Source organism: Streptomyces sp. NBC_00442 (assembly GCF_036014195.1).
Classification (GTDB): Bacteria; Actinomycetota; Actinomycetes; order Streptomycetales; family Streptomycetaceae; genus Streptomyces.
Genome location: NZ_CP107918.1, coordinates 2,210,187 through 2,229,939, shown reverse-complemented (window position 1 = coordinate 2,229,939; position 19,753 = coordinate 2,210,187). Strand labels below are relative to the sequence as shown.

Sequence of the window (19,753 nt, the reverse complement as noted above, 5' to 3'; positions counted from 1 at the left end):
CAGACTGAGGCCCGAATCCTTTGAGGATTCGGGCCTCAGTCGTGTGCCGCCCCATCGTGTGCTCTCCGTCGTGTGCCGCCCCGTCGTGTGTGGGCGCGTCGCGGGTGCGGGGCGACGGGCGCCGGGGGGCACAGGAAAGAAGCCCTCCGGCCGACGGCCGGAGGGCTTCTCCTGTGTTCTGGTCCGTTCCGGTCCCTCGCGGTCAGGCCGCGGCGCAGTTGGGGCAGGTGCCGCGGTAGGTGACCTCGACCGCCGCGATCGTGAAGCCGAAGCGCTCGCTGTCGGGAAGGTCCGCCAGCGGGTTGCCCTGCGGGTGGACGTCGCGGATCGCGCCGCACTGGGCGCACACCAGGTGCTGGTGGGGGCGGTGCGCGTTCGGGTCGTAGCGCTTGGCGCGGCGGTCGGTGGAGACCTCGAGGATCTCGCCGAGCGTCACCAGCTCGCCCAGCGTGTTGTAGACCGTGGCCCGGGAGATCTCGGGCAGTCGCTTCACCGCGCGCGCGTGCACTTCGTCGGCCGTCAGGTGGACGTGGTCGCCGTTCAGGACCTCGGCCACGACGCGCCGCTGTGCGGTCATCCGCCAGCCGCGGCCACGCAATCGCTCCAACAGGTCACTCATGGACACCAGCCTAACAGGGGGAGAGGCCCAGTTCCGAACAGGTGTGGGTTTGGATCATTGTTTGACTTAGACAATGTCCATTGTAGGATCGATTCCGGTAGACCCGAGGGACAGGACACGCAGGACATGACGCAGGAGGCGCACGTGACACAGGGACCGCTTACGACGGAGGCCGGAGCGCCGGTCGCCGACAACCAGAACAGCGCGACCGCGGGCGTCGGCGGCCCGGTCCTGATCCAGGACCAGTCGCTTCTGGAGAAGCTCGCCCACTTCAACCGCGAGCGCATCCCGGAGCGCATCGTGCACGCCCGTGGCGCCGGTGCGTACGGCACCTTCACCGTCACCCGTGACGTATCGCAGTGGACGCGCGCCGCGTTCCTCTCCGAGGTCGGCAAGCAGACCGAGACCTTCCTGCGTTTCTCCACCGTGGCCGGCAACCTCGGCTCGGCCGACGCCGTGCGCGATCCCCGCGGCTTCGCGCTGAAGTTCTACACGGAGGAGGGGAACTACGACCTGGTCGGCAACAACACGCCCGTCTTCTTCATCAAGGACGCCATCAAGTTCCCCGACTTCATCCACACGCAGAAGCGCGACCCGTACACGGGCAGCCAGGAAGCCGACAACGTGTGGGACTTCTGGGGCCTGAGCCCCGAGAGCACCCACCAGGTGACGTGGCTCTTCGGCGACCGCGGCATCCCGGCGACGCTGCGGCACATGAACGGCTTCGGCTCGCACACGTTCCAGTGGACCAACGAGGCCGGCGAGGTCTTCTGGGTCAAGTACCACTTCAAGACCGACCAGGGGATCAAGAACCTCACCCAGGACGAGGCCAACAAGCTCGCCGGCGAGGACCCGGACAGCCACCAGCGCGATCTGCGCGAGGCCATCGAACGCGGGGACTTCCCGTCGTGGACCGTGCAGGTGCAGATCATGCCGGAGGCGGACGCGGCGACGTACCGCTTCAACCCGTTCGACCTCACCAAGGTGTGGCCGCACGCGGACTATCCGCTGATCGAGATCGGCAAGCTGGAGCTCAACCGCAACCCGGAGAACATCTTCGCCGAGGTCGAGCAGTCGGTCTTCAGCCCCGCGCACTTCGTGCCCGGCATCGGCCCCTCGCCGGACAAGATGCTCCAGGGCCGGCTCTTCGCCTACGGAGACGCCCACCGCTACCGCGTCGGCATCAACGCCGACCACCTGCCGGTGAACCGCCCGCACGCCACCGAGGCGCGCACCAACTCCCGTGACGGCCACCTGTACGACGGCCGCCACAAGGGCGCGAAGAACTACGAGCCCAACAGCTTCGGCGGCCCCTTCCAGACCGACCGCCCGCTGTGGCAGGGCAGCCAGGTCACCGGTGTCACCGGCAGTACGGTCGCGCCGGTGCACGCCGAGGACAACGACTTCGTGCAGGCCGGAAACCTCTACCGGCTCTACTCCGAGGACGAGAAGGCCCGGCTGATCGACAACCTGGCCGGATTCATCGCCAAGGTGTCGCGCGACGACATCGCCGAGCGCGCGATCAACAACTTCCGCCAGGCGGACGCCGACTTCGGCAAGCGGCTCGAAGCCGCGGTCCAGGCCCTTCGCGGCTGATTCGCGCTCGCCTGCCGAGGGTGAACAGAAGGCCGGATTCCCTTGGGGGTCCGGCCTTCTGGCGTACGCCGGCGCGCTGCCTGGGCCGAGTGGAGGGGTCTCAGCCGGTCAGCGCGCTCTCGCGGCGTGCCGGGGCCCAGCAGCGGATGATGTCGCGGACCGAGACGATGCCGACCGGGCCGTGACCGTCGAGGACGATGAGATGACGGAAACCGCCGTGCGTCATGGCCTCGGCCGCCTCGATCAGCGTCCAGGCCGGCGCCGCGAAGACGACGTCGGTGGTGGTGTGCGTGCCGGCCGTCTCGTGGTCGGGGTCCTGCCCCAGACCGACGGAGTTGAGGATGTCGCGTTCGGTGAGGATGCCGAGGCCGCTGGTGTCGGGGTCGAGGACGATGGCCGCGCCGACCCGGCGCGCGGACATCAGGCGGGCCGCCTGGCGGAGAGAGTGGGCGGGACCGATGGTGAGGACCATCGTGCTCATGGCGTCACGGACGAGCATGAAAGGAGCCACCTCCTGGGTGGATTCGACTTCCGGCGCGGCGAACGGAGCCCGCTCCGAAAGGAATTCACACGTTCACAAGTGGGGGAACTCCTAGAGTCGCATCACGACCGGCCGTCAACAAGGGCTGAGTAGAGGTCAGTTGAGGGGCGCGTAAAAGTACGACTCACGCCCCTCCGGGACCTCAGCCGTGACACGCGCCCGCCCGCTCCCGACGGCTTCCGTCGGCTCCACCCACAGCCGCTCCACCCACGGCCGCTCCACCCACGGCCGCTCCCGTGCCGTCCTCCGTCAGGACTGCGGCGCGTCGCCCAGGTAGCCGAGCAGCTCCTCGTGGAGCAGGCCGTTGGACGCCGCCGCGTTGCCGCTGTGCGGGCCGGCCCGACCGTCGAGGCCGGTGAAGACGCCCCCGGCCTCCTGCACCACGATCACATTGGCCGCCATGTCCCACATCGACAGCTCGGGCTCCGCGCAGAAGTCCACCGAGCCCTCGGCGACCATCATGTACGGCCAGAAGTCGCCGTACGCCCGGGTGCGCCAGCACTCCCGGGTCAGGTCGAGGAAGTCGTCGAGCTTGCCCCGCTCCTCCCAGCCGCTCAGCGAGGAGTACGAGAACGAGGCGTCGGCCAGCTCGGAGACGCTGGAGACCTTCAGGCGGCTCGCCGAGGTCAGGCTGCGTCCGGTGAACGCGCCATGGCCCTTCGCCGCCCACCAGCGCCGGTTCAGGGCGGGCGCCGACACGACGCCGACCACCGGCTGGAAGCCGTTCTCGCCGGCCTCCATCAGCGAGATCAGGGTCGCCCACACCGGCACGCCGCGTACATAGTTCTTGGTGCCGTCGATCGGGTCGACCACCCAGCGCCGCGGGCCCGTTCCCTCCAGGCCGTACTCCTCGCCGAGGATCGCGTCACGCGGCCGCGCCCGTTGCAGATGCCCCCGGATGACCTCCTCGGCCGCCTTGTCGGCCTCGCTCACCGGCGTCATGTCGGGCTTGGTCTCGACCACCAGGTCGAGCGCCTTGAACCGGTCCATGGTGGCCGCGTCGGCGGCGTCCGCGAGGACGTGGGCGAGGCGCAGATCATCGTGATAGTCGGGCATGGCCACCACCGTAGCGACCGCCCGCGGTGCGGGCCACGGCGCCCGCACTCCGGGACGCCCCCACGACCGCCCCCAGCGCCCCTTGACACTCCTCGCGCGCGCGTCAACCCTGAACGCGGAGCCGCCCGCACGCGGTCGGGGGGCCGGGAGGCGGCGATGCCCACAGCGCGGGAATCCCTACTGGACGCCGCTCTCTCGGCGCTCGCAGGACTGCCCTGGCCGGGGGTGCGCATGGTGGACGTGGCGTCCCGCGCCGGGGTCTCACGACAGACCCTCTACAACGAGTTCGGCAGCAAGGAGGGCCTCGCCCGCGCGCTGGTGCGCAGGGAGGCCGATGTTTATCTGCGCGGCGTCGACAGAGCGCTCGCCGAGCCCGCCGGGCCCGCCGAACGCATGGTCCGCGTGGCGGAGTGGACGCTCGTCTCGGCCCGCTCCAGCGCCCTGGTGCGGGCCCTGCTCACGGGCGGCTGGAGCGAGCGGCTCCCCGCGCCCTCGGCCCGGACCGCGCCCTCCGTCTCCGCCGTGCCCGCCCAGCGCCGGGCCGACGCGGGTGTGCCGGACCCGGCCGACCTGGTCGCCGCCGTACGGGACAGGGCGCTCGTTGCCATCGGGCCGCAGATGCCGGGCACCGACCCGGTGGAGCTCGGCCGCTACTGCGAGACGGCGGTGCGGCTCGGCCTGTCCTTCGCGGTGGCGCCGGCCGTGCGGGCCGAGGGCCACGCCGGGTACCTGCGCGCGGTGCTCGCCGGACCGCCCGGACGCGCGCTGGGACAGCGACTCGACGGGTGACGCGGGAGCGGGGGCCTGACGCGGCGCCCGACGTGACGTTCCTTCAGCGGACCCCAGGGCACGGATCAGTGCGCCGAGCCCGAGATCTGCAACCCGATCACACCCACGATGACCAGCGAGATCGACACCAGCTTCAGGGTCGAGACCACGTCACCGAGGAAGACCATGCCGTAGATGGCGGTCCCCGCGGCCCCGATGCCCGTCCACACCGCGTACGCGGGCCCCACGTCGAGCTTGCGCAGCGACAGCGTCAGCAGCCCGAAGGAGCCGAGCGCGAACGAGGCGAACGCGATCGTCGGCCACAGCCGGGTGAAACCGTGCGACAGCTTCAAGCAGACGGCGAACCCCGTTTCGAGGATCCCCGCCACCACGACCAGCAGCCACGCCATGTCCTGGGCCTCCCGCAACGCGTCTCGTCGCTGACTGCATGGTCAACACCTGGTGCGATTATGCAATGCACGGCGCGTACCCGCCCGTGGACACGGTCAGTCCCCCTCGCGTCGCTCCCGTGTCGCGAGCAGACGGCGCAACGAGTACAGCCGGGCCGGATCCGCGTGCCCGTCCGCCACCCACTGGTCCAGCGCGCACTCCGCCTCGTCGTGGCTGCACGCGCGCGGACAGTTCTCGGTGCCCGGTACGAGATCGGGGAAGGCGAGGATCACCCGCGACGGGTCGACGTGGTGCAGGCCGAAGGACCGCACGCCCGGGGTGTCGACGACCCAGCCGCCGTCCACGCTGTCCAGGGGCAGCGCGAGCGCCGACGTGGTGGTGTGGCGGCCGCGCCCGGTGACGGCGTTGACGTGGCCGGTGACGCGTCGCTGCGCCTCCGGTACCAGCGCGTTGACCAGGGTCGTCTTGCCGACGCCCGAGTGGCCCACGAACGCCGTGATCCGGCCGTGCAGTTGCTCGCGCACCCGGTCCGCCCCGTCGCCCTCGTACAGCTCCTCGCGCGAGGTGACCACATGGGGGACGCCCAGCGCGCCGTACATCTCCAGGAGTTCGTCGGCCGGCGCCAGGTCCGACTTGGTCAGGACCAGGAGCGGTGTGAGGCCGCCGTCGTACGCGGCCACCAGACAGCGGTCGATGAGGCGCGGGCGCGGCTCGGGGTCGGCGAGCGCGGTGACGATGGCGAGCTGGTCGGCGTTGGCGACCACCACGCGCTCGAACGGGTCGTCGTCGTCGGCCGTGCGCCGCAGGACCGAGGTGCGCTTGCCGATCCGTACGATCCGCGCGAGCGTGTCCTTGTTTCCGGTGAGGTCGCCCACGATGTCGACCCGGTCGCCGACCACCGCCGCCTTGCGGCCCAGTTCGCGGGCCTTCATGGCGTGGATGGTGCGCTCCCCGACCAGGCAGGTCAGCCGGCCGCGGTCCACGGTGAGGACCATGCCCTCGGCCGCGTCCTCGTGCTTGGGGCGGATGCTGGTGCGGGGGCGGTTGCCCTTGGGGTTGGGGCGGACGCGGATGTCGTCCTCGTCCGGGTTCTTGCCGTAGCGGCGCATGGTCTCAGGCCCCGATCAGCTTCTCGGCCCCGCCAGCATGGAACTCCACATGTCGGGGAAGTCGGGCAGCGTCTTGGCCGTCGTCGCCACGTTCTCGATCTGCACGCCGTCGACCGCGAGGCCGATGATCGCGCCGGCCGTCGCCATCCGGTGGTCGTCGTAGGTGTGGAAGACGCCGCCGTGCAGCGGGCGCGGGCGGATGTGCAGCCCGTCCTCCGTCTCCGTCACATCGCCGCCGAGCTCGTTGATCTCCTTGGTGAGCGCGGCCAGGCGGTCCGTCTCGTGCAGTCGCAGATGCGCGACGCCGCGCAGCGTGGAGGGCGAGTCGGCGAGCGCCGCGACGGCCGCGATGCCCGGGGTCAGCTCGCCCACCTCGCTCAGGTCCACGTCGATGCCGTGGATGCGGCCGGAGCCCTCGAACACGAGCCCGCGGTCGGTGAGTTGGCAGCTGCCGCCCATGTCCGTGAAGATCTCGCGCAACTGGTCGCCGGGCTGGGTGGTGCGCACCGGCCAGTCGGGGATCACGACGGTGCCGCCGGTGATGAGTGCGGCGGCCAGGAACGGCTGGGCGTTGGAGAGGTCGGGCTCGACGGTCAGGTCGCGGCCGAGCAGCGCGGAGTGGGTGACGCGCCACACGTTGGGCTCGCCGCCCGTCTCCGGCTCGTCGACCTGGGCGCCGACGCAGCGCAGCATGTCGACCGTCATCCGGATGTGCGGCATCGACGGCAGGGCGGAGCCCACGTGGCGGACCTCCACTCCCTGGTTGAAGCGCGGCGCGGAGAGCAGCAGGGACGACACGAACTGGGAGCTGGACGAGGCGTCGATCTCCACCCGGCCGCCTTCGAGGGCGCCCGCGCCGTGCACGGTCAGGGGGAGCGCGCCGCGGTTGTCGTCGTCGATGCGGGCCCCGAGCGCGCGCAGCCCGTCGATCACGCCGCCGAGCGGGCGCTCGTAGGAACGCGGGTCGCCGTCGAAGCGGACGGGGCCGTCGGCGAGGGCGGCGACGGGGGGCAGGAAGCGCATGACCGTGCCGGCGTTGCCGACGTCGATCGTGGCCGGTCCGTGCAGGCCGGCCGGGATCACGCGCCAGGCCTCGCCCGAGCCGTCGGGGCCCACGCCCTCCTCGATGCCGACGCCCAGGGTGCGCAGGGCCTCCGCCATCAGGAGGGTGTCGCGGGAGCGGAGGGGGCGGCGCAGCCAGCCGGGCTCGGCGGCAAGCGCGGCCAGGACGAGACCGCGATTGGTGACCGATTTCGATCCGGGCACGGTGACCGTCGCGTCGACGGCTTTGCTCGCGAGAGGGGCGGGCCAGAGGGCGTGGTGCACGGGCGTTTCGGTCATGGTCCTTACTTTAGTGGGGCCATGCGCTAGACACCGAGCAGCCAGCGGCCGCCGCCGATCAGGGAACAGACAGAAACCGCGTGGAAGAGGAAGAGCCAGAGCGCCGGTGGTACGTGGGTGAGCCGGGCGAGCTGGTCGGCGTCCGAGTCGCCGTCGTTGTGCCGACGGCGCTTTCGCTGGAGCTCGAAGGCGGGGCGCACGCCGCCCAGCAGCAGGAACCACACGGCCGTGTACGCGAACGCCGACTGCACGTCGGGGCCGGTCAGCCAGGAGATCAGCAGGAACGCGGCACCGGTGATCACCACGGTCAGGACGCCGTACGCGTTGCGGATCATCACCAGCATGGCGAGCAGCAGGGCCGTGGCGAGCCAGAGGAAGAGCGTGACGTGGTGGGCGGCGAGCAGCCAGGCGCCGCCGAGGCCGAGGAGCGGCGGCGCGGTGTAGCCGGCGGCGGCGGTGAGGATCATCCCCAGGCCGTAGGGCTTGCCCCGGCTCACAGTGAGGCCGCTGGTGTCGGAGTGCAGCCGGATGCCGTCGAGGCGGCGGCCGGAGACGAGCGCCACCAGTCCGTGGCCGCCCTCGTGGGCGATGGTGATGGCGTTGCGCGACAGGCGCCAGAGGCCGTGCGGCACGACCGCGGCGAGCGCGGCCAGGCCCGTCACGACGACCAGCCACTGGTCGGGCGGGCTCTGGGTGCCGAAGAGCTGGAAGTCTTGCAGCGCGGACATGTCGGGGACGGCTCCTCATGAGGTACGGGCGCCGTGGCAGTCTGGCACCGGGCACTGCGCTGGTGTGTGCCGGGTAGGACGAGTGCCGCCGTGCGAAAGGTTCCGCGCCCCGGCCGCGCCGGAACGCCGGGCTCGCCCGACACCCGGCGGCGGCGGTCTGGCACCCTGGATGCCGCGAACACGCGGCATCGCGTCGGCCCGGCGCAGGACGTGGCCGCACGGTCCGCGGTGGTGCACTCGGCTCAAGGGGAGGCTGGACATGTGCGGCAGGTACGCGGCGAGTCGCCGCCCCGAGGATCTCGCCGGAGTCTTCGACGTGGAGAAGTGGGATCCGGCCGAGACGGTGGAGCCCGACTGGAACGTGGCCCCCACCAAGGAGGTCTACGTCGTCCTCGAACGCCCCCTCAAGGACACGGACGAGCCCCGCCCGGTCCGTCAGCTGCGCAAGCTGAAGTGGGGCCTCGTGCCGTCGTGGGCGAAGTCACCCGAGGGCGCGGCCCGGATGATCAACGCGCGCGCCGAGACCGTCCACGAGAAGCCGTCCTTCAAGAAGGCGTTCGCGTCCCGCCGCTGCATCGTCCCCGCCGACGGCTACTACGAATGGGTCACCGGCACGGAGGAGCGCGAGCTGGAGGTCGAGGGGAAGAAGAAGCGGCCGCGCAAGCAGCCGTACTTCGTGACTCCGGCGGACGGCTCGGTGTTCGCGATGGCGGGTCTCTACGAGTTCTGGCGCGACCGCACCCTGCCCGACGACCACCCGTCGGCGTGGTGGGTGACCTGCTCGGTGGTCACCACCGAGGCGGAGACCGGCCCGCTGGGCGTGGCCCCCGCCGAGGGCCCGTCCTCCCTCGCCGACATCCACCCCCGGATGCCGCTGATGCTGACGCCGGACCGCTGGTCGTCGTGGCTCGACCCGGCCCGCCAGGACGTCGAGGAGGCACGGGGGCTGCTCGCACCGCCGCCGGGCGGCCTCATGCGGGCGTACCCGGTGTCGACGGCCGTCAGCAATGTGCGCAACAACGGACCCGAGCTCCTGAAGGAGCTGGAGGGACCGGAAGAGGGCACCCTGTTCTGAACCCCCGCTGTTCTGAACCCCTGCTCCGCACCCTTGGTTCTTCCGTTAGTTCTTCCGAACCGCCTGCTCCGATCCCCGTCCCGCTGCCCGGCGCGGGCTCCGCTCTGACGCAGGATGGGGTCCGTGAGCGACAGCGAGATCGTTGAGACCGGCGCCGGTGCGGCGCGCATCACCTGGCGGCCCGCCGCGAAGGCCCGCCTCGTCCTTGCGGTGAGCCACGGCGCGGGCGGCGGCATCGAGGCCCGCGACCTCCAGGCCCTCGCCGCCGCGCTGCCCCCGCTCGGGGTGAGCGTCGCCCTGGTGGAGCAGCCCTGGCGGGTGGCCGGCAAGAAGGTGGCCCCGGCCCCCAAGACCCTGGACACCGGCTGGCGCGACCTGTGGCCGGCCCTGGCCGCGAAGGGGCTGCCCGTCGTCGCGGGCGGCCGCAGCGCCGGCGCGCGGGTGGCCTGTCGCACCGCGGCGGAGCTCGGCGCGGCCGCCGTCCTCGCCCTCAGCTTCCCGCTGCACCCGCCGGGCAGGCCGGAGAAGAGCCGGGCGGCGGAGCTCCTCGGCACGGGCGTCCCCACCCTCGTGGTGCAGGGCGGCAACGACCCCTTCGGCAAGCCCGCCGAATTCCCCGAAGGGCCGTACGGGATGACGGAGGTGCCCGGCGCCGATCACGGCTTCGCCGTCCCCAAACGGGCCTCCCTCACCCAGCAGGACGCACTGGACGTGATCACCGCGGCGGCCGGTGACTGGCTCGGCGCGCTCGCCGTCTGACGCCGGGAATGCCGGATGGGGGGCGGCTGTTATGGCCCACGTAAGGGATACGCAGACCAGCTGTGGAGAGGGAGTCCGTCGCATGGGTTCGACCATCTGCCCGAGCCGCAAGGCCGCCTCCGACCTGGAGTGGACGGTGCTTTCCGCGGCCAGGACCAGCTCTATTCGAGCGGCGGGCGGAGCGGATCGTCGTCTATCCTCCGATTCGAGTGGGTCCGGCTTCGGGCTCAGCACACCGTTCGAGGAGGTGGGTCCGGTCACAGGGACCGACGACGGCCACGTGGAAGAGACCACCGCCGAGCGCAACGCGCGCTTCGAGCGGGACGCCCTGGGCTACCTCGACCAGATGTACTCGGCGGCGCTGCGCATGACGCGCAACCCGGCCGATGCGGAGGACCTGGTGCAGGAGACGTACGCCAAGGCGTACGGGTCGTTCCACCAGTTCCGCGAGGGCACCAACCTGAAGGCTTGGCTCTACCGGATTCTCACCAACACCTTCATCAACTCCTACCGCAAGAAGCAGCGCGAGCCGCAGCGCAGCGCCGCCGAGGAGATCGAGGACTGGCAGCTCGCGCGCGCCGAGTCCCACATGTCCACGGGGCTGCGCTCCGCCGAGTCGCAGGCCCTCGACCACCTGCCCGACTCGGACGTGAAGGCCGCCCTGCAGGCCATCCCGGAGGAGTTCCGCATCGCCGTGTATCTCGCGGACGTAGAGGGCTTTGCGTACAAGGAGATCGCGGACATCATGGGTACACCCATCGGTACGGTGATGTCCCGACTGCACCGGGGCCGCCGCCAACTGCGCGGAATGCTGGAGGACTACGCCCGTGACCGCGGGCTCGTCCCCGCCGGTGCCGGTGAGTCGGACGAAGCGAAAGGCTCGGGCTCATGAGCTGCGGAGAGCCGCACGAGACGGACTGCTCCGAGGTCCTGGACCATCTGTATGAGTTCCTCGACCACGAGATGCCGCCCACGGACTGCGACAAGTTCGAGGTGCACTTCGAGGAGTGCTCTCCGTGCCTGGAGAAGTACGGCCTCGAACAGGCCGTCAAGAAGCTGGTGAAGCGCTGCTGCGGCTCGGACGACGTGCCGAGCGACCTGCGCTCCAAGGTGATGGGCCGCATCGACCTGATCCGCTCGGGGCAGGCCGTGCCCGAGCAGGACGTCGTCACCGGAGAGGTGCCGACGCTCAGGCCCGAGTGACCCCGGCCGTCCGCCCGCTGTGACGCGGACGATCAGGAACCATGAACTGCCGCCCGCGGCAGGACAGTTGGGAGCGGCCCCGGCCATCGGCCGGGGCCGCTCTCCGCTTTCCGCGCGCCACGTCACCCGTAGGTGCGAATCCGGGTGGCTGGAAACCCCCTATTTGGTCCATGCGCCTGACCACGGCCGCCCACGGGCCTATCCTCGCGAAGCTGTACGCAACGGGCTGCCCGTGCGGATGGGGAGGTGGGGGCCATGGCGGAGCCGCGGGGAGTGCGGGACATTCCGGCGGGGGCGCGCCTCGCCGTCGCGGGCGCCGTCCTGGGGGCGGGCGCGTGCGCCCTGCCCGTGCTGCGCCAGGGCGTGCCGTGGCCGGCCGTGGCGCTCCTGGCCGGCCTGTACGCGCTCTGCGAATGGCCGGCCCGCTGCCCGGTGCTGGCCGGCCGCGTGAACGTGCCGATCGCCGCGGGCTCCTTCTTCCCGGTGCTGCTCGCCGCCGTCTTCCTGCTCCCGCCGGCCGCCGCCGCGCTCGTCGCGGTGCCGGGCGCGCTCATCGCGTACGTCGAGGACGAGCCGCGCCGGGTGCGCCGGGCCTGGCGGGCCGCGGAGCTCGCCATCGCGGCCTCCACGGCGGCCCGCGCCCACGAACTGCTCGGCGGGCGGGCCGCGCTCGGCGGCCGCGGCCCGGGAGCGGCCCCCGACTTTCCGTACGCCCTGCTGCCCGCCGGGGCCGCGGCCCTCGTCTTCTGCCTGGTCCTCACCCTGCTCGACGGCCTCATCCTGGCCACCGCCGAACGCCGCCCGGCCCGCACCGCCTGGCGCGGGCTCCTGCTGCGCTCGCTCGCCCCGCACTGTGTGCACGGGCTCGCCGGGCTGATGATGGCCGTCCTGTGGCGCAGCCGGTTCGGCCCGCCCGCCGCCCTGTTCGTGCTGCTGCCCATGTACATCTCCTGCTGGGTCTTCGCCCAGTACCAGCGCGAGCGCGCCGCCCACCAGGCCACCATCCGCGCCCTCGTCCAGGCCGTCGACATCAAGGACCGCTACACCCGCGGCCACAGCGAACGGGTCGGCCGCGCCTCCGAGATGATCGCGCGGGAACTCGGCATGGAGGAAGGGCGGTTGGAGGTCATCCGGTTCGCCGGGATCCTGCACGACGTCGGCAAGCTCGGGGTGCCGACCCGGGTGCTGAGGAAGGAAGGGCCGCTCACCCCCGAGGAACGCGCGGTGATCGAGCTGCACCCCGAGTACGGCCACGAGATGGTCCGCGGCATCGGCTTCCTCGGCGAGGCGCGCTCGGCGATCCTGCACCACCACGAACGCCTCGACGGCAGCGGCTATCCCTACGGGCTCGTCGGCACCCAGATCCCGGAGGCCGCGCGCGTGGTGGCGGTGGCCGACGCGTTCGACGCCATGACCTCGACGCGCTCCTACCGGCGGGCCCGGCCGGTCGCGGCCGCCGTCACCGAGCTGGAGCGGTGCGCGGGCGCGCAGTTCGATCCGCGGATGGTGGACGGCCTGGTGCGGGCGCTCTCCCGGTACGGCTGGCACGTGGCGGTCACCGCGGACGAGCCGGGTGCGCCGGGCGGCCGCGGAAACGTGCCTCCGCCGAGGCCGCCCGGCCCCGAGCACGTACCCCCGTCGGCCGCCCCGCGCCCCGCGCCCCGCCCCTCCAACGCGCCCGGCGGCCTGACGTGAGCGGCCGGGCGAGCGCCCCCGTGATCGTCGCTCACACCCTGGCCTGGGCACTCACCGCCTGGGCGCTCGTCGCGACCCTGAGCGGCGGCCTCGCCGAGCCGCGGACCGCGGCCGCCTTCGGCGCCCTCATCGTGCTGGGGGAGCTGGCCCGGTGGGGCGCGCGGGACGGCGAACGGGACCCGGCGCCGCTCGCCTCCGCCGGAGCGCTGGCCTACGCGCTGCTGGGCCAGAGCGCCGGGCACGCCACCCGGCACGGGGTGCTCCAGGTGATCGCCGTGGTGGTGGCCGCGATGCTCCTCGGTTCCGTACCGCACGTGGCCGCCGGGCGCGGGCCGAGCCCGGACGAGACGGCCCGCCGGATCCTCACCGTCGCCTTCGCCGCCGTCTGTTTCCAGCCGCTCCACAGCTCGTGGCTGCTCGACGACCGGGCCGGCCAGGGATCCCCGGCCGGCCTGGGCCCCTCCTTCGCCTTCGTCCTCCTGCTGCTGCTCGTCCTGACGGCGCTGTGCGACGCGGTGGTCGCGGCCCTGCTCCTGTGCGCCCGCACCCGCTACCGCTTCGGCCCGCTCCTGCGGGACGAGCTGCGCGGGCTGCTCGGCATCGGCTCCGCCGTGTGCGCCACCGGCACCGTGATCGCCCTCGCGGTCGCCGTCGCCGGCCTGTGGGCGCTGCCCGTGTTCTGTGTGCCGCTGCTCCTCACCCAGCTGGCCTTCCGGCGGTATGCCGCCGTTCGCACCACCTACCGCCAGACCATCACCTCACTGGCCCGCGCGACCGAGATCGCCGGATACACCAAGCCCGGTCACGCCCGCAGGGTCGCCGAGCTCAGCCGGGCCGTCGGGCGCGAGCTCGGGCTCTCCGGGAGCGAGCTGACCGTCCTGGAGTACGCCGCGCTCATGCACGACATCGGGCAGCTGTCCCTGCTCGACCCCGTCCCCGCCGGTGCCACCGCCGCGCTGCCTGAAGCCGAGCAGCGCCGCATCGCCCTGCTCGGCGGCGCCGTCGTCCGCCAGACCGGAGTGCCGGCCGACGTGGCCCTGATCGTCGAGCGGCAGGCCGACCCCTACCGTGAGCAGCCGGTCGCCGCCCGGATCATCCGCACGGTGAACGCCTACGACGACCTCGCGGAAGGCACCGCGGGACCCGGCGGTCCGCTGAACGCACTCGAACAGCTGCGCCTCGGCACCGGCCGTGACTACCATCCGCACGTTGTCGAATCCCTGGCACGCGTGCTGGCCCGGGGCTGTCTGACCCGGGTGCCTCCTGGGTAACCCAGGAGTAATGAGCGGCCTTCCGGCCGGGCATGGTTGGATGCGAAAAGAACCCAGAAAACTGGGAGACCGTAAGACCGACCCGGTAGTCGGGCCCGGTCTGGGCAGGCGGGAATCGTGAGGATCTTCGGCAAGGGACGGCACCGGCCCTCCGCCTCGTGGCGGCAGGCCACAGACCGTGCGTTCACGCTGATCGGCGACGGCAGGTACGAGGACGCCGGCGCGCTGCTGACGCGCGCAGCGGACCTGGAGCCCTGGCTGTCGGAGTCCTGGTTCAACCTGGCGCTGCTGCACAAGTTCCGGCACGACTGGGAGCAGGCGCGGGCCGCCGGGCTGCGCGCCGTGGCGCTGCTCGACAAGGAGTCCGGCGCCCCCGACTGGTGGAACGTGGGCATCGCGGCGACCGCGCTCCAGGACTGGCCGCTGGCCCGCCGCGCCTGGCAGGCGTACGGCCTGAAGGTGCCGGGCGAGGCCACCGGCAGCGGCGAGCCCGTCGGCATGGAGCTGGGCAGCGCCGCGGTGCGGCTTTCGCCCGAGGGCGAGGCCGAGGTCGTGTGGGGGCGCAGGCTCGACCCGGCCCGCATGGAGGTGCTCTCCATCCCGCTGCCCTCGTCGGGCCGCCGCTGGGGCGAGGTCGTGCTGCACGACGGCGTCCCGCACGGCGAGCGCACCACCGCCGCGGGCCCGTCCTTCCCGGTGTTCGACGAGATCGAGCTGTGGGCGCCCTCACCGGTGCCGACCTGGGTGGTCCTCCTGGAAGCGGCCACCGAGGCCGACCGGGACGCCCTGGAGCGCCTCGCGGCCGACGCGGGCTTCGCCGCCGAGGACTGGTCCTCCTCCGTACGGCTCCTGTGCCGGGCCTGCTCCGAGTCCGAGATGCCGAGCGACGAGGGCGACGGCGAGCACCTCGACCCGCACGACCACAGCGAGCCCGGCCACCCCGGCCCGCTCGGCCACCGCACCAACGGCGACCTGTGGGTCCCGGAGCGCGAATGCGGCCTCGCGGCCCCGGCCGGCCTGGTGCGCGGGCTCCTCGACGGCTGGGTGGCCGACAACCCGGACAGCCGCGAGTGGCGAGATCTTGAGGAAGTCTGCTGAGCATCCGGGCAACCGCGCCGAGCCGGGCCTTAGGCTGTACGGGATCGGAATCGGGTTTTTGAGGAAGGCTTACGGCGGACATGGCGCAGCAGCAGACGGACCACAAGGTCGAGAACGACGGGTTCGTCGTGGACACGGAGGACTGCGAGGCGCGTGAGCTGGCCTACCGCGAGCGCGGCACGGCCCGCCCGATCACGGTCGTCGGCAACCCGGTCCTCCACAAGGAGTGCAAGGACGTCACCGCCTTCGACGGCGAGCTGGCCAAGCTGGTCGACGACATGTTCGCCAGCCAGAAGGCGGCCGAGGGCGTGGGCCTCGCGGCCAACCAGATCGGCGTGGACCTGAAGGTCTTCGTGTACGACTGCCTCGACGACGAGGGCGTGCGCCACGTGGGCCTGGTCTGCAACCCGGTCCTCGAAGAGCTGCCGGCCGAGCTGCGCGTCCTGGACGAGTCCAACGAGGGCTGCCTGTCGGTGCCGACCGCCTACGCGGAGCTCGCCCGCCCCGACTACGCCGAGGTCAGCGGGCAGGACGCCGAGGGCAACCCGATCAAGGTGCGCGGCACCGGCTACTTCGCGCGCTGCCTCCAGCACGAGACGGACCACCTGTACGGGCGGCTCTACATCGACCGCCTCTCCAAGCGCGACCGCAAGGACGCGCTGAAGCAGATGGAGGAGGGCACCGCCCGCTACGAGACGGTCCCGAACAACTGACATAGGCCGTACATGAGTTGAGGCCCCGCTCTCCCCCGTGGGAGCGGGGCCTCAACCGTTCGGGCGGGCAGCCGCTGGCTAGAACTCCTCGTCGAAGCCGACCGAGCCCTCGACCGCGACCTGGTAGGCGGAGGGGCGGCGCTCGAAGAAGTTCGTCAGCTCCTGGACGCCCTGGAGCTCCATGAACGAGAACGGGTTCGACGAGCCGTACACCGCGGGGAAGCCGAGCCGGGTCAGGCGCTGGTCGGCGACGCACTCCAGGTATTCGCGCATCGACTCCGTGTTCATGCCGGGCAGGCCCTCGCCGCACAGGTCGCGGCCGAACTGCAGCTCGGCGTCGACGGCCTCCTTCAGCATGTCGGTGACCTGCTGCTCCAGCGCGTCGTCGAAGAGCTCGGGCTCCTCCTTGCGGACGGTGTCCACGACCTCGAAGGCGAAGTTCATGTGCATCGTCTCGTCGCGGAACACCCAGTTGGTGCCGGTCGCCAGGCCGTGCAGCAGACCCCGGCTGCGGAACCAGTAGACGTAGGCGAAGGCCCCGTAGAAGAACAGGCCCTCGATGCAGGCCGCGAAGCAGATCAGGTTGAGCAGGAAACGGCGGCGGTCGGCCTTGGTCTCCAGCCGGTCGATCTTCTCGACCGAGTCCATCCACTTGAAGCAGAACTGCGCCTTCTCGCGGATCGAGGGGATCTCCTCGACCGCGTCGAACGCGGCCGCGCGGTCCGCAGGGTCGGGCAGATAGGTGTCGAGCAGCGTCAGATAGAACTGGACGTGCACGGCCTCCTCGAAGAGCTGACGGCTCAAGTAGAGCCGCGCTTCGGGGGAGTTGATGTGCTTGTAGAGCGTGAGAACCAGGTTGTTGGAGACGATCGAGTCGCCCGTCGCGAAGAACGCGACGAGACGGCCGATCATGTGCTGCTCGCCCGGCGTCAGCTTCGCGAGGTCGGCGACGTCGGAGTGGAGGTCGACCTCCTCGACGGTCCAGGTGTTCTTGATCGCGTCCCGGTAGCGCTCGTAGAAGTCCGGGTAGCGCATGGGACGCAGGGTCAGCTCGAAGCCGGGGTCGAGAAGGTTCTTGTGTTCGGTGGCGCTCATTACTGGCAGGCCTCGCAGGACTCGGGGTTTTCCAGGGAACAGGCGACCGCGTCGGCGTCGGGGGCCGCCTGCTGGACTGGGATGGTGGCGGCCTGGGCGGCGCGCGCGATGCGGGTCGCCGGGCGCGAGCGCAGGTAGTACGTCGTCTTCAGGCCCTGCTTCCAGGCGTACGCGTACATCGACGACAGCTTGCCGATGGTGGGCGTCTCCAGGAACAGGTTGAGCGACTGCGACTGGTCGAGGAAGGCGGTGCGGGCGGCGGCCATGTCGATGAGGCCGCGCTGCGGGATCTCCCACGCCGTGCGGTACAGGGCGCGCACGTCGGCCGGGATCCAGCCGAAGCCCTGCACCGAGCCGCTCGCCTCGCGCAGCGCCTCGCGGGACTGCGCGTCCCACACGCCGAGCTGCTTCAGCTCCTCCACCAAGTAGCCGTTCACCTGGAGGAATTCACCGCTGAGCGTCTCGCGCTTGAAGAGGTTGGAGACCTGCGGCTCGATGCACTCGTAGACACCCGCGATGGAGGCGATGGTCGCGGTCGGGGCGATCGCGAGGAGCAGCGAGTTGCGCATGCCGACCTCGGCGATGCGCTCGCGCAGGGCCGCCCAGCGCTCCGGCCAGGTCAGCTCGACGTCGTAGTGGTCGGGGTGCAGCACACCGCGCGCGGTACGGGTCTTGTCCCACGCGGGCAGCGGGCCCGACCGCTCGGCCAGGTCGGTGGAAGCCTCGTACGCGGTCAGCATGATCCGCTCGGAGAGGCGGGTGGACAGGGCCTTCGCCTCGGGGGAGTCGAAGGGCAGGCGCAGTTTGAAGAAGACGTCCTGGAGGCCCATCGCGCCCAGGCCCACCGGGCGCCACCGGGCGTTGGAGCGGCCGGCCTGCTCGGTCGGGTAGAAGTTGATGTCGACGACGCGGTCGAGGAACGTCACGGCGGTGCGGACGGTCTCGTCGAGCCGCTCCCAGTCGATGCCGTCGCCGACGACGAACGCGCCGAGGTTGACCGAGCCGAGGTTGCACACGGCCGTCTCGCCGTCGTCCGTCACCTCCAGGATCTCGGTGCACAGGTTGGAGGAGTGGACCGTGTGGCCGGGCTCCGCCGTCTGGTTGGCGGTGCGGTTGGAGGCGTCCTTGAACGTCATCCAGCCCTGGCCGGTCTGCGCGAGGGTGCGCATCATGCGGCCGTACAGCTCACGCGCGGGCATGGTCTTCTGGGCGAGCCCGGCGGCCTCGGCCTTGCGGTAGGCGGCGTCGAACTCCTCGCCCCACAGGTCGACGAGCTCGGGCACGTCGGCCGGCGAGAACAGCGACCAAGAGGAGTCGGCGTCGACACGGCGCATGAACTCGTCGGGGATCCAGTGTGCGAGGTTCAGGTTGTGCGTACGGCGCTGGTCCTCGCCGGTGTTGTCGCGCAGCTCCAGGAACTCCTCGATGTCGGAGTGCCAGGTCTCCAGGTACACCGCCGCCGCGCCCTTGCGCCGGCCGCCCTGGTTGACCGCGGCGACCGAGGCGTCGAGGGTCTTGAGGAACGGGACGATGCCGTTGGAGTGGCCGTTGGTGCCCCGGATCAGCGAACCGCGGCCGCGGATGCGGGAGTACGAGAGCCCGATGCCGCCGGCGTGCTTCGACAGGCGCGCCACCTGGTGGTAGCGGTCGTAGATGGAGTCGAGCTCGTCGAGCGGCGAGTCGAGCAGGTAGCAGGACGACATCTGGGGGTGGCGGGTGCCGGAGTTGAAGAGCGTGGGGGAGGACGGCAGGTAGTCCAGGCGGCTCATCAGGCCGTACAGGGAGGCCACTTCGTCCAGGGCGCGGACCGACTCGTCCTCGGCGAGGCCGGACGCCACGCGCAGCATGAAGTGCTGGGGGGTCTCGACGACCTTGCGGGTGATCGGGTGGCGCAGCAGATAGCGGGAGTAGAGGGTGCGCAGCCCGAAGTAGCCGAAGCGGTCGTCGGCGCCGTCGGCGAGCGCCGCGTCCACCAGGGCGTTCAGACGGTTCGCGTGCGCGCGGACGAACTCGACGGTCCGGTCCGCGATCAGGCCCTCGCGGTGGCCGACCTCGACCGAGCCGGAGAACGACACCGCGCCCTGGGTGGCGGCCTCTTCGGCGATGGTGACCGTGAGCAGGCGGGCGGCGAGGCGGGAGTACGCCGGGTCCTCGGAGATGAGCCCCGCGGCCGCCTCGGTGGCCAGCTCGCGCAGCTCGGCCTCGTCGGAGCGGGCGTTGCGGCCCCGCAGCGCCGCGGCGGCGACCCGGCCGGGGTCGGTGTCCGGGAGGTCGGCGGTGAACTCGGTCAGGGTCCGCAGCAGCGCGGTCCCGGGGGCATCCGCGAGTTCATCGGTGATCGCTGAAGCGGGATCCGCTGGGGCGATGGTCACGTGGGGGCACTCCCTCGCTCGGCACGGGGCCTGCGGGGGAGGCGTCGGCGCGCGTCGGGGCAGCCCTCGGCACGTCGTCCACCGGCCCAACCGCGAGGCCCGGACGTCTGGCACCCGGGTCGGTCGAGCCGGATGCGCCGTCGGCAGGTCTTCGGACTCGGCCCGTACAAAGGGGTACAGGTCATACCGTTGCGGGACAGTTCCGGATTCTCACCGGATTCCCCTGCGGCGACAGCGAGCACGAGCATACATGTGGGGGGTGCCTGATAAGGCACCCCCCACATGTTGTGTCGTTCAGTGGAC

The 19,753-nt window shown here is 71.6% G+C and carries 19 protein-coding genes and 1 riboswitch; of the genes, 10 read left to right on the top strand and 9 right to left on the bottom strand.

The genetic code is table 11. From position 1 onward, the window contains the following. Nucleotides 1–202 precede the first annotated feature (202 nt). Nucleotides 203–619 (bottom strand): Fur family transcriptional regulator, encoded by a 417-nt coding sequence (locus OG432_RS09845; RefSeq protein ID WP_328309832.1) that lies wholly within the window; start codon nt 617–619, stop codon nt 203–205. 144 nt (nt 620–763) lie between these two features. On the opposite strand from OG432_RS09845, the gene OG432_RS09840 reads away from it, so the two are divergent. Continuing rightward, nucleotides 764–2,215, top strand: a complete 1,452-nt coding sequence (locus OG432_RS09840) for a catalase (RefSeq protein ID WP_328309831.1) — start codon at nt 764–766, stop codon at nt 2,213–2,215. A 100-nt stretch (nt 2,216–2,315) separates the two neighbouring features. Here the strand turns inward: OG432_RS09840 and OG432_RS09835 are convergent, their stop codons facing one another. After that, nucleotides 2,316–2,714, bottom strand: coding sequence for a CBS domain-containing protein (locus tag OG432_RS09835; protein ID WP_328309829.1), 399 nt, complete (start codon nt 2,712–2,714; stop codon nt 2,316–2,318). A 291-nt stretch (nt 2,715–3,005) separates the two neighbouring features. After that, nucleotides 3,006–3,812: a histidinol-phosphatase gene (hisN, locus tag OG432_RS09830; RefSeq protein ID WP_328309827.1), complete on the bottom strand. Its 807-nt coding sequence runs from the start codon at nt 3,810–3,812 to the stop codon at nt 3,006–3,008. 156 nt (nt 3,813–3,968) lie between these two features. Between hisN and OG432_RS09825 the strand changes: the two genes are divergently transcribed. Beyond that, nucleotides 3,969–4,601, top strand: coding sequence for a TetR/AcrR family transcriptional regulator (locus OG432_RS09825; RefSeq protein WP_328309825.1), 633 nt, complete (start codon nt 3,969–3,971; stop codon nt 4,599–4,601). A 65-nt stretch (nt 4,602–4,666) separates the two neighbouring features. On the opposite strand, the gene OG432_RS09820 is transcribed toward OG432_RS09825, so the two are convergent. From OG432_RS09820 to OG432_RS09805, 4 genes are all read right to left on the bottom strand, one after another. After that, nucleotides 4,667–4,990, bottom strand: coding sequence for a DMT family transporter (locus tag OG432_RS09820; RefSeq protein ID WP_328309823.1), 324 nt, complete (start codon nt 4,988–4,990; stop codon nt 4,667–4,669). A gap of 96 nt (nt 4,991–5,086) precedes the next feature. Beyond that, nucleotides 5,087–6,100 carry a ribosome small subunit-dependent GTPase A gene (gene rsgA, locus OG432_RS09815; protein WP_328309821.1) on the bottom strand — a complete coding sequence of 338 codons (1,014 nt, stop codon included), beginning with the start codon at nt 6,098–6,100 and terminating at the stop codon, nt 5,087–5,089. Nucleotides 6,101–6,115: 15 nt separating this feature from the next. Next, on the bottom strand, nt 6,116–7,441 hold the full coding sequence (aroA, locus tag OG432_RS09810) for a 3-phosphoshikimate 1-carboxyvinyltransferase (RefSeq protein WP_328309819.1): 1,326 nt from the start codon (nt 7,439–7,441) through the stop codon (nt 6,116–6,118). 26 nt (nt 7,442–7,467) lie between these two features. Continuing rightward, on the bottom strand, nt 7,468–8,169 hold the full coding sequence (locus tag OG432_RS09805) for a M50 family metallopeptidase (protein WP_328309817.1): 702 nt from the start codon (nt 8,167–8,169) through the stop codon (nt 7,468–7,470). A 259-nt stretch (nt 8,170–8,428) separates the two neighbouring features. On the opposite strand from OG432_RS09805, the gene OG432_RS09800 reads away from it, so the two are divergent. The 8 genes from OG432_RS09800 to def all read left to right on the top strand — a co-directional run bounded on the left by OG432_RS09800 (nt 8,429) and on the right by def (nt 15,983). Beyond that, nucleotides 8,429–9,244 carry an SOS response-associated peptidase gene (locus OG432_RS09800; protein ID WP_328309815.1) on the top strand — a complete coding sequence of 272 codons (816 nt, stop codon included), beginning with the start codon at nt 8,429–8,431 and terminating at the stop codon, nt 9,242–9,244. A gap of 123 nt (nt 9,245–9,367) precedes the next feature. Further along, entirely contained in the window at nt 9,368–10,003 is a 636-nt protein-coding gene (locus OG432_RS09795) for an alpha/beta hydrolase family protein (protein ID WP_443058359.1), read from the top strand. A gap of 247 nt (nt 10,004–10,250) precedes the next feature. Beyond that, on the top strand, nt 10,251–10,895 hold the full coding sequence (locus OG432_RS09790; RefSeq protein ID WP_167157084.1) for a sigma-70 family RNA polymerase sigma factor: 645 nt from the start codon (nt 10,251–10,253) through the stop codon (nt 10,893–10,895). Beyond that, nucleotides 10,892–11,206, top strand: coding sequence for a mycothiol system anti-sigma-R factor (gene rsrA, locus OG432_RS09785; protein WP_100575009.1), 315 nt, complete (start codon nt 10,892–10,894; stop codon nt 11,204–11,206). The genes OG432_RS09790 and rsrA overlap by 4 nt, the downstream gene beginning before the upstream one ends. 273 nt (nt 11,207–11,479) lie before the next feature. Then, on the top strand, nt 11,480–12,901 hold the full coding sequence (locus OG432_RS09780) for an HD-GYP domain-containing protein (protein WP_328315054.1): 1,422 nt from the start codon (nt 11,480–11,482) through the stop codon (nt 12,899–12,901). A gap of 20 nt (nt 12,902–12,921) precedes the next feature. After that, a complete protein-coding gene (locus OG432_RS09775; RefSeq protein ID WP_443058358.1) occupies nt 12,922–14,172 on the top strand; it encodes an HD-GYP domain-containing protein in 1,251 nt (416 codons plus the stop codon). A 117-nt stretch (nt 14,173–14,289) separates the two neighbouring features. Then, on the top strand, nt 14,290–15,270 hold the full coding sequence (locus OG432_RS09770; protein ID WP_328309806.1) for a tetratricopeptide repeat protein: 981 nt from the start codon (nt 14,290–14,292) through the stop codon (nt 15,268–15,270). 80 nt (nt 15,271–15,350) lie between these two features. Then, nucleotides 15,351–15,983, top strand: a complete 633-nt coding sequence (def, locus tag OG432_RS09765) for a peptide deformylase (RefSeq protein ID WP_328309804.1) — start codon at nt 15,351–15,353, stop codon at nt 15,981–15,983. A 78-nt stretch (nt 15,984–16,061) separates the two neighbouring features. Here the strand turns inward: def and OG432_RS09760 are convergent, their stop codons facing one another. Both OG432_RS09760 and OG432_RS09755 read right to left on the bottom strand, forming a co-directional pair. Next, complete coding sequence (locus OG432_RS09760) at nt 16,062–17,078, bottom strand: ribonucleotide-diphosphate reductase subunit beta (RefSeq protein WP_328309802.1); 1,017 nt, start codon at nt 17,076–17,078, stop codon at nt 16,062–16,064. Then, a complete protein-coding gene (locus OG432_RS09755; protein WP_328309800.1) occupies nt 17,078–19,450 on the bottom strand; it encodes a ribonucleoside-diphosphate reductase subunit alpha in 2,373 nt (790 codons plus the stop codon). Before OG432_RS09755 ends, OG432_RS09760 begins: the two co-directional genes overlap by 1 nt. Before the next feature lie 125 nt (nt 19,451–19,575). Beyond that, nucleotides 19,576–19,698, bottom strand: a riboswitch (cobalamin riboswitch). Nucleotides 19,699–19,753: the final 55 nt, after the last annotated feature.

Coding starts and splice junctions, on each gene's coding strand:
- OG432_RS09805 (WP_328309817.1), bottom strand. CDS start 8,169: ATGTCCGCGCTGCAAGACTTCCAGCTCTTCGGCACCCAGAGCCCGCCC.
- def (WP_328309804.1), top strand. CDS start 15,351: ATGGCGCAGCAGCAGACGGACCACAAGGTCGAGAACGACGGGTTCGTC.
- aroA (WP_328309819.1), bottom strand. CDS start 7,441: ATGACCGAAACGCCCGTGCACCACGCCCTCTGGCCCGCCCCTCTCGCG.
- OG432_RS09820 (WP_328309823.1), bottom strand. CDS start 4,990: ATGGCGTGGCTGCTGGTCGTGGTGGCGGGGATCCTCGAAACGGGGTTC.
- OG432_RS09760 (WP_328309802.1), bottom strand. CDS start 17,078: ATGAGCGCCACCGAACACAAGAACCTTCTCGACCCCGGCTTCGAGCTG.
- hisN (WP_328309827.1), bottom strand. CDS start 3,812: ATGCCCGACTATCACGATGATCTGCGCCTCGCCCACGTCCTCGCGGAC.
- rsgA (WP_328309821.1), bottom strand. CDS start 6,100: ATGCGCCGCTACGGCAAGAACCCGGACGAGGACGACATCCGCGTCCGC.
- OG432_RS09835 (WP_328309829.1), bottom strand. CDS start 2,714: ATGCTCGTCCGTGACGCCATGAGCACGATGGTCCTCACCATCGGTCCC.
- OG432_RS09800 (WP_328309815.1), top strand. CDS start 8,429: ATGTGCGGCAGGTACGCGGCGAGTCGCCGCCCCGAGGATCTCGCCGGA.
- OG432_RS09825 (WP_328309825.1), top strand. CDS start 3,969: ATGCCCACAGCGCGGGAATCCCTACTGGACGCCGCTCTCTCGGCGCTC.
- rsrA (WP_100575009.1), top strand. CDS start 10,892: ATGAGCTGCGGAGAGCCGCACGAGACGGACTGCTCCGAGGTCCTGGAC.
- OG432_RS09845 (WP_328309832.1), bottom strand. CDS start 619: ATGAGTGACCTGTTGGAGCGATTGCGTGGCCGCGGCTGGCGGATGACC.